The sequence below is a fragment of the Pedobacter nyackensis genome (genome assembly GCF_032678475.1).
In the GTDB taxonomy this organism is placed as follows: Bacteria; Bacteroidota; Bacteroidia; order Sphingobacteriales; family Sphingobacteriaceae; genus Pedobacter; species Pedobacter nyackensis_A.
This window is the reverse complement of sequence record NZ_JAVTSF010000007.1, coordinates 241,372-258,399: the sequence shown is the minus strand read 5'-3', so window position 1 is coordinate 258,399 and position 17,028 is coordinate 241,372. Positions and strand designations below refer to the sequence as shown.

The 17,028-nt window shown below is 38.5% G+C and carries 17 protein-coding genes; 8 read left to right on the top strand and 9 right to left on the bottom strand.

The annotated features are described in order from the left end of the window. Positions 1 to 2 precede the first annotated feature (2 nt). Positions 3 to 2,060 (bottom strand): polyphosphate kinase 1, encoded by a 2,058-nt coding sequence (ppk1, locus tag R2Q84_RS20965; RefSeq protein ID WP_316818557.1) that lies wholly within the window; start codon positions 2,058 to 2,060, stop codon positions 3 to 5. Positions 2,061 to 2,171: 111 nt separating this feature from the next. After that, entirely contained in the window at positions 2,172 to 2,954 is a 783-nt protein-coding gene (locus R2Q84_RS20960) for a hypothetical protein (protein WP_316818556.1), read from the bottom strand. A 99-nt stretch (positions 2,955 to 3,053) separates the two neighbouring features. Between R2Q84_RS20960 and R2Q84_RS20955 the strand changes: the two genes are divergently transcribed. Both R2Q84_RS20955 and R2Q84_RS20950 read left to right on the top strand, forming a co-directional pair. Continuing rightward, positions 3,054 to 3,545, top strand: a complete 492-nt coding sequence (locus R2Q84_RS20955; protein WP_316818555.1) for a YajQ family cyclic di-GMP-binding protein — start codon at positions 3,054 to 3,056, stop codon at positions 3,543 to 3,545. Position 3,546: 1 nt separating this feature from the next. Then, positions 3,547 to 3,990, top strand: a complete 444-nt coding sequence (locus R2Q84_RS20950) for a GNAT family N-acetyltransferase (RefSeq protein WP_316818554.1) — start codon at positions 3,547 to 3,549, stop codon at positions 3,988 to 3,990. Here R2Q84_RS20950 and R2Q84_RS20945 read toward each other — a convergent pair. Continuing rightward, complete coding sequence (locus R2Q84_RS20945; protein WP_316818553.1) at positions 3,987 to 5,300, bottom strand: nicotinamide mononucleotide adenylyltransferase; 1,314 nt, start codon at positions 5,298 to 5,300, stop codon at positions 3,987 to 3,989. The genes R2Q84_RS20950 and R2Q84_RS20945 overlap by 4 nt on opposite strands. Before the next feature lie 87 nt (positions 5,301 to 5,387). On the opposite strand from R2Q84_RS20945, the gene R2Q84_RS20940 reads away from it, so the two are divergent. After that, positions 5,388 to 7,100 carry an ABC transporter ATP-binding protein gene (locus tag R2Q84_RS20940; RefSeq protein ID WP_316818552.1) on the top strand — a complete coding sequence of 571 codons (1,713 nt, stop codon included), beginning with the start codon at positions 5,388 to 5,390 and terminating at the stop codon, positions 7,098 to 7,100. A 93-nt stretch (positions 7,101 to 7,193) separates the two neighbouring features. On the opposite strand, the gene R2Q84_RS20935 is transcribed toward R2Q84_RS20940, so the two are convergent. Beyond that, positions 7,194 to 8,072, bottom strand: coding sequence for a mechanosensitive ion channel family protein (locus R2Q84_RS20935; protein WP_316818551.1), 879 nt, complete (start codon positions 8,070 to 8,072; stop codon positions 7,194 to 7,196). A gap of 103 nt (positions 8,073 to 8,175) precedes the next feature. Here R2Q84_RS20935 and rnr point away from each other — a divergent pair, with 103 nt between their 5' ends. Beyond that, entirely contained in the window at positions 8,176 to 10,305 is a 2,130-nt protein-coding gene (gene rnr / locus R2Q84_RS20930; protein ID WP_316818550.1) for a ribonuclease R, read from the top strand. A gap of 36 nt (positions 10,306 to 10,341) precedes the next feature. Continuing rightward, on the top strand, positions 10,342 to 11,310 hold the full coding sequence (locus R2Q84_RS20925) for a polyprenyl synthetase family protein (RefSeq protein WP_316818549.1): 969 nt from the start codon (positions 10,342 to 10,344) through the stop codon (positions 11,308 to 11,310). Here R2Q84_RS20925 and R2Q84_RS20920 read toward each other — a convergent pair. Beyond that, the gene (locus R2Q84_RS20920) at positions 11,307 to 12,269 is read right to left on the bottom strand and encodes a response regulator (RefSeq protein ID WP_316818548.1); all 963 of its coding nucleotides are present in this window, start codon (positions 12,267 to 12,269) and stop codon (positions 11,307 to 11,309) included. The two genes, R2Q84_RS20925 and R2Q84_RS20920, sit on opposite strands and share 4 nt — an antisense overlap. 206 nt (positions 12,270 to 12,475) lie before the next feature. Here R2Q84_RS20920 and R2Q84_RS20915 point away from each other — a divergent pair, with 206 nt between their 5' ends. Further along, positions 12,476 to 12,841, top strand: a complete 366-nt coding sequence (locus tag R2Q84_RS20915) for a helix-turn-helix transcriptional regulator (protein WP_316818547.1) — start codon at positions 12,476 to 12,478, stop codon at positions 12,839 to 12,841. Between the two features lie 88 nt (positions 12,842 to 12,929). Here R2Q84_RS20915 and rpmA read toward each other — a convergent pair whose 3' ends face one another. The 4 genes from rpmA to R2Q84_RS20895 all read right to left on the bottom strand — a co-directional run bounded on the left by rpmA (position 12,930) and on the right by R2Q84_RS20895 (position 15,715). Further along, on the bottom strand, positions 12,930 to 13,301 hold the full coding sequence (gene rpmA, locus R2Q84_RS20910) for a 50S ribosomal protein L27 (protein ID WP_316818546.1): 372 nt from the start codon (positions 13,299 to 13,301) through the stop codon (positions 12,930 to 12,932). A gap of 53 nt (positions 13,302 to 13,354) precedes the next feature. Continuing rightward, positions 13,355 to 13,666 carry a 50S ribosomal protein L21 gene (gene rplU / locus R2Q84_RS20905; RefSeq protein ID WP_069377509.1) on the bottom strand — a complete coding sequence of 104 codons (312 nt, stop codon included), beginning with the start codon at positions 13,664 to 13,666 and terminating at the stop codon, positions 13,355 to 13,357. 82 nt (positions 13,667 to 13,748) lie between these two features. After that, positions 13,749 to 14,273 (bottom strand): hypothetical protein, encoded by a 525-nt coding sequence (locus R2Q84_RS20900; protein WP_316818545.1) that lies wholly within the window; start codon positions 14,271 to 14,273, stop codon positions 13,749 to 13,751. A 14-nt stretch (positions 14,274 to 14,287) separates the two neighbouring features. Next, positions 14,288 to 15,715 carry a dicarboxylate/amino acid:cation symporter gene (locus tag R2Q84_RS20895; protein ID WP_316818544.1) on the bottom strand — a complete coding sequence of 476 codons (1,428 nt, stop codon included), beginning with the start codon at positions 15,713 to 15,715 and terminating at the stop codon, positions 14,288 to 14,290. A 133-nt stretch (positions 15,716 to 15,848) separates the two neighbouring features. Here R2Q84_RS20895 and R2Q84_RS20890 point away from each other — a divergent pair, with 133 nt between their 5' ends. Together R2Q84_RS20890 and R2Q84_RS20885 are read left to right on the top strand one after the other, a co-directional pair. Further along, positions 15,849 to 16,346: an RNA polymerase sigma factor gene (locus R2Q84_RS20890; protein ID WP_316818543.1), complete on the top strand. Its 498-nt coding sequence runs from the start codon at positions 15,849 to 15,851 to the stop codon at positions 16,344 to 16,346. Beyond that, positions 16,333 to 16,932, top strand: a complete 600-nt coding sequence (locus R2Q84_RS20885) for a hypothetical protein (protein ID WP_316818542.1) — start codon at positions 16,333 to 16,335, stop codon at positions 16,930 to 16,932. Before R2Q84_RS20890 ends, R2Q84_RS20885 begins: the two co-directional genes overlap by 14 nt. Positions 16,933 to 17,028: the final 96 nt, after the last annotated feature.

The following is a 17,028-nucleotide window of genomic DNA, read 5'->3' as shown; positions in this document are numbered from 1 at the left end:
ATTTATTGGTGTTTATTTTTTAAGTAATTGTAGGTTTGAACCTGTGCCCGTATTTTTGTTTTCAGGTTATTTTTATGGTATTTATTATTGTTTAAGCGGGTAATATCCCTTGCTTTTACATTGTCTTGCAACTGGAACTCTATAATATCCCTGATTTCGTGTTTAACATCTTCATCGAGTACGGGAAAGGTCACTTCTACCCGATGTTCAAAGTTACGGGTCATTAAATCGGCTGATGAAAGGTACATTTCCTCTTTGCCATTGTTACCGAAAATAAATACCCGGGCATGTTCCAGAAACTTATCGATAATGCTGATCACAGCAATATTTTCACTAAAACCAGCAATACCCGGAACAAGGGTACAGATACCACGTACAATGAGTTTGATTTTAACCCCGGCATTACTGGCATCGTACAACTTGGCAACAATACCTTCATCAGCGAGGCTGTTCACTTTTAAAATCATATAAGCCGGCTTACCTTGCCTGGCTATTTTAATCTCCCTGTCTACCGCATAAAAGAACTTGTTTCTGGATTCCAGAGGAGAAACGATCAGGTGTTTAAATCCTTTCGTAACCGCTTTCTTATTTAAAGCTTTAAAAAGCTTGATCAGATCAGTCGTAATCTCAGTTTTAGCAGTAAAAATGCTATGATCACAATACAGCTTTGCTGTTTTTTCATTGAAATTTCCCGTAGCAAGGTTGGCATAATAAACAGCCTTCCCCTTTTCCATTCTCTTGACCAGGCAAATTTTAGAATGAACTTTATAATCAGTTAAACCATAGTTTACGTTCACGCCTTCTTCGGCCAGTCTGCTGATCCAGAAAATATTGGCACTTTCATCAAACCTGGCTTTTAACTCTACCAGGCAGTTTACCTTTTTACCGTTCTTTGCCGCATTGATCAGCGCATTGATAACTCTGGAATTCTGCGCCAACCGGTACAAAGTGATATTGATCTCCGTTACTTTAGGGTCAATCGCGGCTTCACGAAGAAACAGAATAATATAATCAAAAGTCTGATAAGGCAGATTGATAACAAAATCGCGCTCCTGCAGCTTATTAAATATACTTTCGGTACGGTGCAACCCATGCACCTTTAAAGGTACATTGGGCTTATATTCAAGCGAAGGGCTTCCCACATTTGGGAAAGCTATAAAATCACCAAAACGATGGTATTGATTACCGGGGATCAGGCTTTCGGCATCTATTTTCATTTTATTGATCAATACCGTCAGCATATCAAAAGGCATCTCGGTATCGTACAACAAGCGCATAGGCTTACCCTTTTTGCGTTTATCAATACTGACCCTTAGCTCTTCAATAAACTTGTCACTTACATTTTTATCAATATCAAGTTCGGCATCCCTGGTCACCTGTATAGAAAATGCTTCCAGTACATCGTAACTGAAAACATAGAAAATATCATCCAAACAATATTTGATAATATCTTCAGCCAGAATGATAAACTTCAGTCCATTTGTTTCTGGCAATACCAGGAACCTAGGCAGATCGTTCGGCAACTCGATCAGTGCATATTTTTCATTCTTATTGGACGTTTTTTTGGATAAACGCACAAAAAAATACAGACTACGGTCCTTAAGCTCCGGAAAAGGTCTCCGGTGATCAATCATAATCGGTACCAGGTTAGACAAAATCCTGTCTCTAAAATGATTTCTTACAAACTCTCCCCTCGCTACGTTTAACTGGGTGTCGTTTAAAATAAAAATACGGTTTTGAGCCAATTCGTTAATCAGCGTTGCCTTAAACAACTGCTCGAACTTACGTTCTTGTTTTACAACGATGTTCTTGATTTCGTTTAATACCTTTTTAGGGTTGAAACCCAACAGGGCTTTGGATTTATCATTTAAATTAGACAACCGGCTTAAGGTAGCAACCCTTACCCGGTAAAACTCTTCTAAATTGGAAGAGAAAATAGACAGGAATTTTATACGTTCAATTAAGGGAACAGTTTCATCCGCTGCCTCCTGTAATACACGTTCATTAAAATACAACCAACTAATCTCTCTGTTTAGAAATGGAGCCTTTTTCCTCGTCATGGATAAAATCAAAAAAATCCCTGTTAAAAACAGGGATGCTCAAAACTGCGAATTCTATTGTTAAGTAATTGTTAATTATCAGATAATTATACAATTATTATTAACCCCTGCTTATTTGCTTTCAGTTTCCGTTTTTGCCGGTGCAGCTGCTGTCCCATTTCCAGTAGTTGCAACTACAGGTTCTGCCGCTTTCGGTGCGGCTGCTTTTGCAACAGGTTTAGCTGCTACTTTTGCAACTGGCCTGGCCGTTGTTTTGCTAGCTGGAGCCACTTTTTTAACAGGCGCTTTTGCTGCTGGTTTTGCCGCATTGGCTGCAACTGCTTTAGCCACTGGTTTTACTGCTGCTTCTACTTTTTTGGCAACTTCTTTTACTATCGGTTCAGCTTTAGCTTTAACTGTTTTGGCCGCTGTTGCAACTTCTTTCTTCACTGCAGCTGCTTTTTCGGCAACCTTAGCAGCTGGCTTAGCGATGGCACTTGCCGCTTTTTCTTCAGTTGCAATAGCAGCAACTTTAACACTTTGCACTACAGGTTTAACTTTTGCCGTAGCTTTTTTAACTGTTTTCTTTGCCTTTTTAGCGTCTTTAAGCAGTTCTTTTTTTACTTCTTTTTTTACTGCTGCTGCTTTTTTCTTAGCCTTTTTAATGGCTTTTTTATTACTTGCTTTAGCTTCATCGATTTTACTCTCCACTACCGCTTTAACATCCTTAAACTTCTTCGATAACTTTTTGGCTACAAACTTACTGACCAAAGCTATATCATCCCCAATCCTCTCTGCATCTTGCCCTAAATGTTTAACAGTTTCAAGGATTTTGTCTGCTAAACTTTTCTCTAGTTGTTTTTTCGCAACCTTCTTTGTGACTTTTTTTTGCACTTTTGGCTTATTGGTTTTCATATGCATTAACTTTAAATGTTTTATATTTGTTATGTAGAATTGCTTAACCAAGTAACTTTTACTAATCTAATCTATTTTTATACTAAAGCCATAATAATCATGCCCACTTTCGATATTGTAAGCAAAGTAGACGCACAAACACTTGATAATGCGATGAACAATGCTAAAAAAGAGATCCTGAACCGCTATGATTTCAGCACCTCAAACAGCACTATTGATCACGATAAAAAGACAAACGTAATTACGATTGTTACTGAAGATGATATGCGTTTGAAAGCGATTGAAGATGCCATTATTTCGAGAATGATAAAACAGAACCTGGATGCAAAAAGCCTTGATTTCGGTAAGGAACAATATGCTTCCGGCAATATGATCAGAAAAGAAATCTCCATTAAAGAGGGAATTGATAAGGAAACAGCCAAAAAAATTGTAGCAAAGATTAAAGAAAGTAAACTCAAAGTTCAGGCTTCAATGATGGAAGATCAGGTTCGTGTACAGAGCAAAAGTATTGACGACCTGCAAGGTGTTATTGCACTTTGTAAAAAAGAAGATTTCGGACAACCATTACAGTTCATTAACATGCGCAACTAACATGGAAATTAAAGATGATGGTTTTGTCTTCTCTGATGATAAACAGAAGGTTGACGTAATCGCGGTTCATCATTATTTAAGTACACAATCGTACTGGGCAAAGGACATTCCTCTGGATATTGTACAACGATCTATAGACAATTCTTTATGTTTTGGTATTTATAAAGACACTAAGCAGGTAGGCTTTGCAAGATGGATTACCGATAAGGCCACTTTTGCCTACCTGGCAGATGTTTATGTCGAGGAACAATATCGCGGACAGGGCTTATCTAAAAAACTGATGTCGCTGATGCTGTTTCACAATGACCTACAAGGATTAAGAAGATACATGCTGGCCACGTTAGATGCACATGGCTTATATGCCCAGTTTGGATTTAAGGCGATTGAGCATCCCGAAAGATTGATGGGGATTGCCATCCCCAATCCTTATGCTAAACCGGATTAAACGGTTTTCACGTCGCTTTCGCTATATTCTTTAATATCGGTAATGTAACCATTGATAATCAGGAAGTCGAACAATGGTTTCGCATCTGCAGTAACCGGCATGTTGGCACTGGTAATAACCGCATTTGTCTTTTTATCAAGGAAGGGATAAGCAAATAGCTTTACATTTTTGCTAAACATGTCACTCACATAACTCAATAGCTGACTGGAATAATTATCTCCAAAATTACTGGAATTAAATACAAATTTCAGGTTGTTTATATTGGTAGATATACCCACACTTTTAGGTCGGCAACGATCAAGATATTTCGCCAGCTTATTGTGTCTTGCAAAATTGGATACGATAACAAGGTTTCCGGTATTACACATCTCTTCGGCACGTTTGGCTACAGCTCTTAAATCAATGTTTTCTGGAATTTCCTCGTCAGCTGTCAACACATTCGACATCAATACTTCAATCAGTACACTCAAATTATCTTCCTTCACATTTTCTGTTCTCACAAACTGATCAACAGCTTTGTTCAACATACTAAAATTGGGGTTTGATTTCTGCGCATACTTCGTACGAAGGATCATGATATCCTTTTTATACAACAGGTCCCTCGGCAAACATGGTTTACCCATTGAATCAAAGATCGCTGCATCAGAGAAATCTTTAACAATCAGATATAAATTCAACAAGATATTGTTTACGCCTTCAAATACAGGCCCATTTACAGATATCAGATCAATCTCTACAGAACCTACAGTAAGGTTATCCGCCAGAGATTCAATCATGGTCTTAGGGTCCTGATTAAAGTAAAAAGCAGCATAAACAAGGTTTACCCCAATAATTCCCAATACATTTTGTTGTAACACTGCGTCAGTATCCAATAAACGTACATGGAAAAATATTTCATTGGGCTCCCCTCCTGGCTCTGCCTGAAAACGAATTCCTATCCAGCCATGTGGATCATTTGATTTATTATAATTTAATGTGGTTACCGTATCTGCAAATGCAAAAAAAGTACGGTCTTCGTATTTTTCCCCACTTAAACGTTCAGTTAACAAACTGAACTCATGTCCCAGCATTTTTTTTAACCTGGAATCACTTACATATCTGCCGGAAGCTTCGGCACCATAAATAACATCACTGAAAGTCATGTCGTATGCCGACATAGTTTTCGCAACAGTGCCTGAAGCAGCACCGGCGGTAAAAAAGTTACGGGCCACTTCCTGTCCTGCACCTATCTCCGCAAAGGTTCCGTATATTCTTGGGTTTAAGTTAATCTTTAAAGCTTTACGCTTGGTATCAAGAATTTCTCTTTCCATGCTGCAAAATTAAGCAAACTGCTGAATTTGGACGATAAAATAACTACCTTGATCTCAAATTTCTTTTATCAAGATCGTATCTTAATAATGCTGACGGTTAAAAATCTGGACATAAAATTCATCAATACCGCAGATAATTCCTGGGTTGAAGCCGTTAACGATGTCAGTTTCAGCATTGAAAAAGGAAAAGTATTGGGCATTGTTGGAGAATCAGGATCGGGAAAATCAGTGACCTCTTTTTCAATCATGCGCTTACACGACCCTAAAAGCACCTTAATTAGTGGTGAAATTGATTTTCAACAGGTAAACCTGCTAAACCTTTCGGCTGAAGAAATCAGAAAATACAGAGGGAACAAAATAGCCATCATTTTCCAGGAACCTATGACGGCTCTAAATCCCGTATTTACCTGCGGTGAACAGGTCAAAGAGGCCATTATGCTGCACCAAAAAGTACACAAACAGGTCGCAAAGGACAAAACCATAGCTTTGTTTAACGAGGTACAACTACCCAATCCCGAACGCATTTTTGACAGTTACCCACACCAGTTATCGGGTGGACAAAAACAACGGGTAATGATTGCAATGGCCTTAAGCTGTAATCCTGAACTGCTGATTGCCGATGAACCGACAACAGCATTAGATGTAACAGTTCAGAAAACCATACTGGAACTTTTATTTAAGCTTAAAACTAAACGTGGTATGGCGATGATCTTTATCACGCACGACCTGGCCGTAATTAGTGAAATTGCGGACGAGGTAGCGGTGATGTATAAAGGTAGAATTGTAGAACAGGGAGCTGCAAAAGCCATATTCGGGACTCCCCAACACCCCTATACCAAAGGTTTATTGGCTTGCCGGCCAAACCCTAAACTGCTATTGAAAAAACTTCCGGTTGTAGCCGACTTTTTGAACGAGGATAAAAATGTAACACTAAGTCATTTACTGGGAACAAACACTTTTACGCAACAGGAAATTGAGTTGCGCAGACAACTCCTTTATAGCAAAGGGCCTTTATTACAGATCAAAAAACTGTGTACCTGGTACCCGGTTAAAAAAGGTTTCTTTGGCAAAACAAAAGACTATGTAAAAGCTGTCGATGAGGTTAGCTTTGATGTATTCACAGGGGAAACACTTGGCCTGGTTGGCGAATCGGGATGCGGAAAAACTACATTAGGCAGAAGTATTTTACATCTGGTAGAACCAACATCGGGACAAATATTATTTGAAGGTACGGACATTGCAACCTTAAAAAGTTCAGAACTGAGAAAGATGAGAAGCGAAGTGCAGATCATATTTCAGGATCCCTATTCTTCTCTTAATCCACGCTTAACTATTGGCAATGCATTGATGGAACCCCTGCAGGTACACAGGATGTTTAAAAACCAGGAACAACAAAAAACACATGTACTAAATCTATTGAAGCGTGTGGGTTTAAGTGAAGAACATTTCAACCGGTATCCACACGAATTTTCGGGTGGCCAAAGGCAACGTATAGTAATTGCGCGGGCCCTGGTTTTACAACCAAAATTCATCATCTGTGATGAGTCTGTATCAGCACTCGACGTTTCTGTACAGGCACAGGTATTAAACTTATTAAGAGAATTACAGCAGGAATTTGGACTAACCTACATTTTTATATCACATGATCTGGCCGTCGTAAAACATATATCCGACAGGATTGTCATCATGAACAAGGGTAAAATTGAGGAACAGGGTTTTCCGGAAGAGATTTATGATAATCCACAGACGGCATACACCAAAAAGCTAATTGCGGCCATCCCAGGGCGCGCATCATCATAACTTCTACGTCATGCTGGCGAAGGCCAGTAAGAGATACCGGCCTTCGCCGGCATGACGACAGTAACAGGATGACAACTGTACTCTTAAATACAATTACTCCGTTTTCAGCGTAGCTGAAAGTCTGATCAATGCAGTATTGATTGCTCTTCTAATCTCTCTTTCCTTTACTTTATCGTAATGTCGCAGTAACACCATGGCCTTAAAAACCGCAGCATCCTTATTCAGCGCTATCGTTTTCACAGTCAAACCTTTATCCATCACATTAGCCGCATAATTCGAAATTACTTTATTCAGGTAATTTTCCAGATATTCCGGTGTATACCCATTATTTAAAGACATATCGAACTCAATACTCAGCTTCTTAATATTCTGTTTAGACTGGTTGATGATCACCGAACTGAACACTACAGAATTGGGGATAATAACCATATCACTATCTTCATTTTGAAGAATCATATTGATCAGGGTAATATCGAGAATTTTCCCTTCATGTTCCCCCATTTTGATATGATCTCCAAGAGACAAACGATCTGAAAACATGATGATCAGTCCGTTAATCATATTGGTCACATAATCCTTAAAGGTCAGCGCTACGGCGGCAGCAACAATGGATACACTGAAAACGAGCTGGGCAAGATCTACTTCTAATAAAGATAAAATAGCCAGGCCAAAAAATACCGTATCTAAAATTGAGGTTATCCTGTTGATCCCCAGAATAAAATTATCCTTAATGTTGCTTTTAAATTTATGCTTACGAATGTACCAGTAAACGATGATCAGTCGCAGGATAGAAACCACCAGACTTGGTCCCAGAAAAACCATTACCGCACCTGCTATTTTATTTACACTTGGGTACTCGACGTAAAAAGCAGGCTTGTTGAGATATAAATAAACAAGAAACAAGTAAACAATAGCTTTAACAGCAATCATCAATAGCTCCTTTCCTGTCTTTCTTTCTCTGTCTTCAATCATTTTAAATCTTAGTTAAGTTCGTCTAATAGCTGAGTAATCAAAGATACAAAATCCAACAATACTCAGTTCAAATTGTTACCTTCGGGTGATTCATACATTGATTATGGCAAAAAAGAAATCTTCTCATCTGGAACTCGTTTTAATACAATTAATTAGCGATGTACTGGAAAAAAGCAACAATGAAGCCCTCAATTATAAGCAGGTTTCTGCTAAATTAAATATAACTGATGCGGCATCAAGAGAAACCATATTGGAGGTATTGAAAGAACAGGCTAAAAAGGGCATTTTTCTTGAGCCTGAAAAAGGAAAATTTAAGTTAAAAGACTTAAAAACTTTCCTTACGGGTAAAGTAGATATGACTGCCGATGGTTCTGCTTTTGTTATCCCTGATGATGAGTTTGAGAAAGACATTTTTGTCTCTGCCAGAAAACTGCATAATGCACTACATGGCGACAAGGTAAAGGTTTACGTATTTGCCAAGAAAAGCGGGCGCAAAAATGAAGGTGAAGTGGTGGAAATCATTTCCCGCGCTAAAACCGATTTCATTGGTGTAATTAAAATATCGGATCGTTATGCTTTTGTAAACATCGACGACCGCAAAATGTTACACGATATTTTTATCCCGCTAAGTGATTTAAATGGTGCAAAAAATGGTCAAAAGGTACAGGTAAGTATTACCGAATGGCCTGAAGGTGCTAAAAACCCTATTGGCCGCATCATGAATATATTGGGCGAACAAGGTGAGAACAATACGGAGATGAATGCCATTCTTGCCCAGTATGGTTTTCCGCTCAGCTTCCCTCCGGAAGTAGAAAATGAAGCAAACGCTATCCCGGAACAGATAACTGAAGCCGAAATAGAAGGTCGCCGCGACTTTAGAGACACTGTTACATTTACCATAGACCCGGCAGATGCCAAAGATTTTGATGACGCCATTTCCTTTAAAACATTAGAAAATGGCCATTATGAAATAGGTGTACACATTGCTGATGTTTCGCATTATGTACAGCCTAACAGCGACCTGGATAAAGAGGCCTATTCAAGAGCAACATCAGTATACCTGGTAGACCGGGTGATCCCTATGTTGCCGGAACGCTTAAGCAATGGCGTATGCTCACTTCGTCCTAACGAAGATAAACTGTGTTTTGCAGCTGTATTTGAGTTAGACGACAAAGCAAATATTATTACAGAATGGTTTGGACGCACCGTTATTCATTCCGACAGACGTTTCAGCTACGAAGAAGCTCAGGAGGTAATTGAAAATAAAACGGGTGATTACGCTGATGAAATTTTAAAACTGAACGAACTGGCCTATCTGTTACGTGACAGGAAGTTTAAAAACGGGGCAATCAGTTTTGAAAGTACTGAAGTCAAATTTAAACTGGATGAAAAAGGTAAGCCTATTGGAGTTTATGTTAAAGAACGTAAAGATGCCCACAAACTGATTGAAGACTTTATGCTCCTGGCAAACAAAAAAGTCGCCGAATTTATTGCTAAAAAAGGTAAAGGAAAACAGAAGTATACCTTTGTATACCGTTCGCATGATTCCCCAAACCTGGAAAACTTAAACAGCTTTGCCTTATTTGCCGCCCGGTTTGGCTATAAAATCAATATGAAATCAGATAAAGAGATTGCAAAATCTTTGAACTACCTGATGGAAGACGTGGAAGGCAAAAAAGAACAGAACGTGCTTACCCAGCTGGCCATAAGATCAATGGCAAAAGCAATTTATACAACTAAAAAAACCAGTCATTATGGATTGGCATTTGATCATTATACCCACTTTACCTCTCCTATCCGCAGATATCCCGATGTGATGGTACATCGCCTCCTCGCCGCATACCTGAACAACGAGAAGTCGGCCAATGAAGAAGAATATGAAGTTGCAGCCTCCCATTCATCAGCGATGGAAAAACGTGCTGCAGATGCTGAACGTGCTTCTATCAAATATAAACAAGCCGAGTACCTGGAAGAAAACGTTGGTAATACCTTTGCGGGTATTATATCTGGCGTTACTGAATGGGGCATGTACGTAGAGCTGACAGAAAATAAATGTGAAGGCATGATACGGCTGCGCGATATTACTGATGATTTCTACGTACTCGACGAAAAGAACTATTGTATCGTTGGTCAGCGTAAACAGAAAAAATATCAGCTGGGTGATGAGGTCATGGTAAAAGTAAAAAAAGTAGACTTATCAAAGAGACAAATAGACTTCTCTCTGATTCAATAATAAAACATAAGATTCCGGTAAATTCCTTTGCAAAAAATGTATACTCCTAATCAATTACAAGAAGTTATAGAAAACGCTGTTCAAAACATTAAATACCCAACGCACCCGGAAATGCTTTATGAGCCTATCAGCTATATTATGAGCTTAGGTGGTAAAAGAATAAGACCAGTGCTGACATTGATGGCTGCAGACCTTTTTGAGGGAGACATCAACACAGCAATGCCGGCAGCATTGGCCATCGAAACTTTTCATAATTTCACATTGATACATGATGACATTATGGACAATGCACCGTTGAGAAGAGGCAAACAAACGGTACACGAAAAATGGGGCGTAAACAACGCCATTTTAAGTGGTGATGTAATGATGGTTGAAGCCAACAAACATTTATCGATGCTGGACAGCCAGGTATTGAAGGATGCGCTGAATACTTTTAATGCGACAGCACAAGGTGTGTGTGAAGGACAACAGCTTGACATGGAATTTGAAGAGCAGGATGTGGTAAGCATTACAGACTACATCAATATGATTCGTTTGAAAACTGCGGTTCTTTTAGGTGGTGCAATGAAACTTGGCGCACAGGTAGCTGGCGCAAGCCCTGCTGAAGCGGAACAACTTTATGCTTTCGGAGAAAACCTGGGTATTGCCTTTCAATTACAGGACGATATATTGGATGTTTATGGCGATCCGGAGAAATTTGGAAAACAGATTGGTGGTGATATCATTGCCAACAAGAAAACTTTGATGTTGCTAAAATTAAAAGAGCTGGCTAACGCAAATGATTTGCTGGAACTAGAACAGCAAAGCATAAACAAAGACCACGTAGACAAGATTAAAAGCACTACTGCGCTTTATGACAACTACAGCATCAGAGAACTCGCCAGTATAGAAATGAGAAACTACTCCGATAAAGCATTTAGTGCTTTAAGCTCATTGCAGATTAAGGAAGAACGCAAAGCAGAGCTGTTTAAACTGGCTGATTTGTTAATGAACAGGGAATACTAATAATCAAGTAACTGGTTTACTTTTTCAATGGTTAAGGGTTTTGTATAAAAATCCTTAACGCATAAAAATGATTTTGCCTTCGAATGTTCCCGCGGATCGATAGAAGAAGAAACAATCACAACATCAATAAAAACATTAAGTTCTTCCATCATCTCAAGAAAACGCCATCCGTCAATATCCGGCATATGCAGGTCCAGTAAAATAAGATCAGGTTTATGTTCCAGAATATAAGCTAAAGCCTTTTGAGGATTGTCGAACACAACCACCTTTTTCTCACTGGGATGCTTACGAATCAGCATCTTATGCATTTTATTTGTAATGACATCATCATCAACCAGCACAATGTGCTGATGGGCTGCTTTTACTCCAAAATCATCAAACCGATCCACATGCCCACGTTTATTCAGGACCTCATTCAGCATTTTAATGATCTCGTCCAGTTTCACAGCCTGGGTATTAATATCGCTAAGCAGTTGCGTAAGTTTCAAAGCATCATAAGCTTCAAGCTTACTGTAATTGGTTATAGTAGAAAGACTCAGGATATTGGTAATTGGAGCTCTTAGCTGATGAGAAGCAAGATGTGAATATTCCTTAATCATGCTCGCAAGGCCACGGGAACTACTCATATTTACCACAGTACATACGACGGCATTGGTAACTCCATCAACAGTTAATGGGGTAAAAACAATATGGTAAACCAGGTCGGCAGCCCCAAACACAGAAAGCCGCTGTTCAATACTAAAACAATGTCCTTCGAAACTCCTGGAAAGGAGACTCATAAAGTTTCTTCTGTATTTATGTGCAATGATTTCCACAATCGGCACCCCAACTGCGGGATTTTTTTCAAGGAAACTACCCAGGTCATCGGGAGTTTCAATTTTAAAAAAAGACAGTTCATAATTTTTATTGACCAAAAAAAATGAGCCTGAGGCACCTTCGCAATTGTTTCTATATGGCATGTTTAACGTGTTTTAAGCTGCTATAAAGCATATTATTCCGCATAGCTATCCGCTATCCGATAATAATACACCGGTTTTAGCATCAACCTTGTTAATCCCCTTATTATAAATTGATACCCTATTAAATTTTATGGAGCTAAAATTGTCTAGTTTTTTAAGCAATTAGTTATCCCAACAGTCGCAAATCAACGAAATAAATATTAATTATGCAAGAAATTCTATCCAAGAAAGACATAGGTGAACGTATAAAAACATTAAGAGTGAACAGCGGGCTCTCACAGGCATTTATTGCAAATATATTAAATCTGTCGAGGAGCAACTATTCACAGATAGAACTTGGCAATCAGTACCCTTCCTTCACCACATTGCATGAGATTGCAAGATATTATTCCAAAACTTACGAGTGGATATTACACGGAACTATGATAGAACAATCCGATGAAACACCAGCAAAAATCGGCGCTATATTGGGCGAAATGGAAACTGCTTTCAAACAGTTTAGCAGCTCATTAAAAAAGCTGGAACATGAGCTGAGTCTTATTAAATCAAGAAAGTATAAGCATAAGGTATAATCTCAAAATTATAACACTCAAACAATAAGCAGAAAGGGCTGATCATTTACATGATCAGCCCTTTCCCGTATATATCGAATACTTTTGACTATTCTGCAGCGTCAGCAGCTTCTTCTGTTTCAGCTTTAGCAGCTTTTTTTGCAGGTGCTTTTTTTGCAGGTGCTTCAGCTTTAGCCGGAGCCACTTCTTCTTCAGTAACTACTACTGGAAAAGGTAGAATAGAAACATACGATTTGTTATCTTGTTTCTTTTTGAAAACTACAGTACCATCAACTAAAGCGAATAAAGTATGGTCTTTACCAATACCTACTCCTTTATCTGGATGATGTTTTGTACCACGCTGACGTACTAAAATGTTTCCAGCGATAGCTTCCTGACCACCAAATATTTTGATACCTAAGCGTTTACTATGCGATTCACGTCCGTTCCTGGAACTACCGGCTCCTTTTTTATGTGCCATGTTTTATATTTTATTAACTACCGAAATGAACGGTATTTTTTGTTCAACAATAATTATAAACTGATACCAGAGATCTGGATCTTGGTAAAATACTGACGGTGACCGTTTTTCTTTTTGTAACCTTTTCTACGTTTCTTTTTGAAAACGATTACTTTATCACCTTTTAAATGAGACACGATTTTAGCTGAAACCGATGCACCTTTCAATGTAGGAGCACCTACAGTGATTTTGCCACCATCTTCAACCAACAATACATTGTCAAATTCAATACTAGCGCCTTCATCCCCTTGCAAACGGTGTACAAAAAGGTGCTGGTCTTTTGCAACTTTGAATTGCTGTCCTGCTATATTTACTATTGCGTACATTGTTAATTAATTATTATTTTTAAATTGTTTATTTTTATCGAGGTGCAAATATAGAACTTTATTTTCTAAATACACAAATGATTTAGTTTTTTGATGGAGACTGTTTTCCATACCTTTCTTCCGCATCGTTAATACTCTGCGTCAAAAGGGTCTTCATCTGCTCTGCAAGCCCTTTAAGCTTTGGTATTTCATTATAATCAGCCAGATAAATTACCGTTTTTGATTTCTTTTTGTAATTGAACTTCATGACATAACGCGGTACGTTAGAAGTTTTAAGATCTGTCCCGCTGTTAGCAAGCAGATCCGGAAAATTCCAGAAACCCAATTCATTAGCTTTTGAATGGAGATAAAGAATATCATCCTTTCTCAATTTCACATTCGTTTTAATCACCGAATCCTTCGAATTTACATACTGGTACTCGCCCGTCGCCGAGTTATAAGAATTCTCCAGGTTATTACCCATCCCCCATTTAAAATCGATAGATTCAAACTCCTTTAGCTTATATGGTGCATTACGCAGCATGGGCGTATAATAAACCACACAATAAATTAAAAACGGCACCACAATGGTTAGGGCCAGAAATATTTTCTTCGCTTTATTACTCATATCTTATTCTTCTCTTATGCTTCTTCAAGTTCAACCTGATCAGGATTGTATTCTCCCTCCCACTTGGCAATTACAACTGTTGCCAGACAATTTCCTATTACATTTAATGATGTTCTTCCCATATCCATCAACTCGTCAATTCCTAAAATTGCAGCAATAATAAATGTTGGTAGCCCAAATTGGTCAGCCGTTGCAATCAGGATAATTAATGATGCACGGGGTATTGCAGCGACACCTTTACTGGTAATCATCAAAGTAAATACAATAAGCAGCTGCTCGCCGAAACTCAAATGCATTCCGGCAGCCTGGGCCACAAAAATTGAGGCCAGGGATAAATATAATGTCGTACCATCCAGGTTAAAACTATAACCTGTCGGGATCACAAACGAAACGATTTTACGCGGCACGCCAAATTTCTCCATCGCACTCATTGCTTTCGGCAACGCTGCATCAGAACTGGTTGTTGCAAACGCAATAGATACAGGTTCTTTTATGGCACTGATAAACTTTAGAATAGGCAACTTAATAAATAATGCTATCGGCAGCAATACAATCAAAATAAATGCGATTAGTGCCATATAGAGCGTAGCCACCAACATAAAAAGATGCTTAAGGATATCAACCCCCATATGGCCCACGGTATAGGCCATTGCAGCCCCCACACCTATCGGTGCAAAATACATGATAATATTGGTAAACTTAAACATCGTTTCTGAAAGACTCTCGCAGAAATCAACCAAAGGTTTACGTTTCTTTTCATCAACCATTGCCAAACCGATACCAAAAACTACGGAGAAAATTACGATTTGAAGGATTTGTGCATCGTACACCGACTTAACAATGTTCTCAGGAAAAATATTTCTGAAGAAAGCCAGGGTCTTGTATAACCAATGAACGCTATCAGGCAAAGTACTCAATATACTTTCATCAACCGGATCCTTAACAGGCTTTGGCAATTCATTGTGCGGCATATTCGCAATATTTACACCAACCCCCGCATGGGTAAGGTTAATTGCTGCCAAACCTATAAACAAGGCTATGGTCGTTGCAAAATAAAAATACACCATAGACTTCCAGGCCATCCTGCCAACTTGTTTTAAGTCGGAATGACCTGCAATTCCATATACTAAGGTTGCAAATAATATAGGTCCGACAATTGTCTTAACAAGCTTAATAAAGCCTTTGCTTAAAGGTTGCAATGCTACTGCAACATGAGGATAATCTATGCCGACAAATACCCCCAACACCATACAGACTAATATCCAGGTAGTGAGGTTCTTTTTTACCAGCGCATAAACCACCAGTTCAACAGCAAGAATCCAACGTGTTGCCATCATCACATGATCAGGAATATCAACAATATTGAAATCCTTTAAAACACCAAGCAACGTTGCTATGGTGATAAACACCAATGTGATTAACCCAATACGGTTTTGTTTCATATAAAAAGGCCTTTTTGATTTGCAACAAAAGTAATTATTTGAGTTAAGCCCGCAAACATTTATTATTTTTGACCTCAGACAGACTGTAACATTTTAGCGTTACAGTTATCAAACCACCATTAACCCTTTATTAATGGAAAAAAAGGATCAGTTATTTAAACAGATTTTCGATACCAATTCTAAGAAAATATTTCACTTGTGTTATGGCTATACCGGCGATGAGGATGCTGCGAATGACCTGCTGCAGGAAACGTTTTTAAAGGTTTGGCAAAACCTCGATAAGTTTAGAAATAAATCATTGATATCTACATGGATATACAGAATTGCGGTAAACACCTGCTTAACCTATTTAAGATCTGAAAAGAGACAGGCAAAGGACGAGCTGACGGATAAAATTATTGAAAATCGACCTGAAGAGCTCTCCGAAAAGAACGAACAGGTTGCGTTGCTTTATAAGTCAATTGCTAAACTCGAAGAAAACGACCGTCTGATTATTACCATGGTACTCGATGAACTGCCATATAATGAAATAGCAGATATATCAGGCATTAGTGAAGGGAACCTCAGGGTTAAAATCCACAGAATTAAATTAAAACTTACAGAATTATACAATCAGCATGCAAGAATTTGATCATATACAATCGCTTTGGCAATCGCATTCGGTTGAGATTAAAATCTCCTCCGATGAAATGCTGCAGCAGGCAAAAAAAGAAGTAAACGCCATCCGCAATAAATCACTGTTCAATATAATCGGAATGCTGGTATCATTTGTGGCCATCATCATATTGTGGCTGTTCTTTGATTTCAACTCCTGGACTACCCATGCAGGTCTGACGATCTTCCTGTCGGCCATTGCAGTATCCACATTTATGCTTTACAAAAGCCATAAGCTTATTGCGCAGCACGACTTTACCACCAATCCAAATGAATTCCTTAACAGCTTGAAGAGTTATCAACTAAGCAGATATAGCCTGTACAGTAAAATGTACTGGATTTATGCCATAGCTTTAAGTCTTGGTATCACACTTTACTTTTTCGAAATTCTAAGTTATTTCGATTTATGGGCACAATGTCTGATTATCGTATTTACTTTTGGATGGATTGTTTTCTGTTCCACATTAGTAAGAAAAGCTGTAATGAAAAAGGAAAAAGAAAGAATCGGGTTGTTGATTGAAAAATTCGAACGAATTGGTAATCAGTTCAAAGAGCAGATATAAAAAAAGTCATCCGAACTTAGCCGGATGACTTTATTATTAACTAACCCAAATTAAATTCATCCAAATCTATATAATGGGTTTCCTGTCTCAAATTTA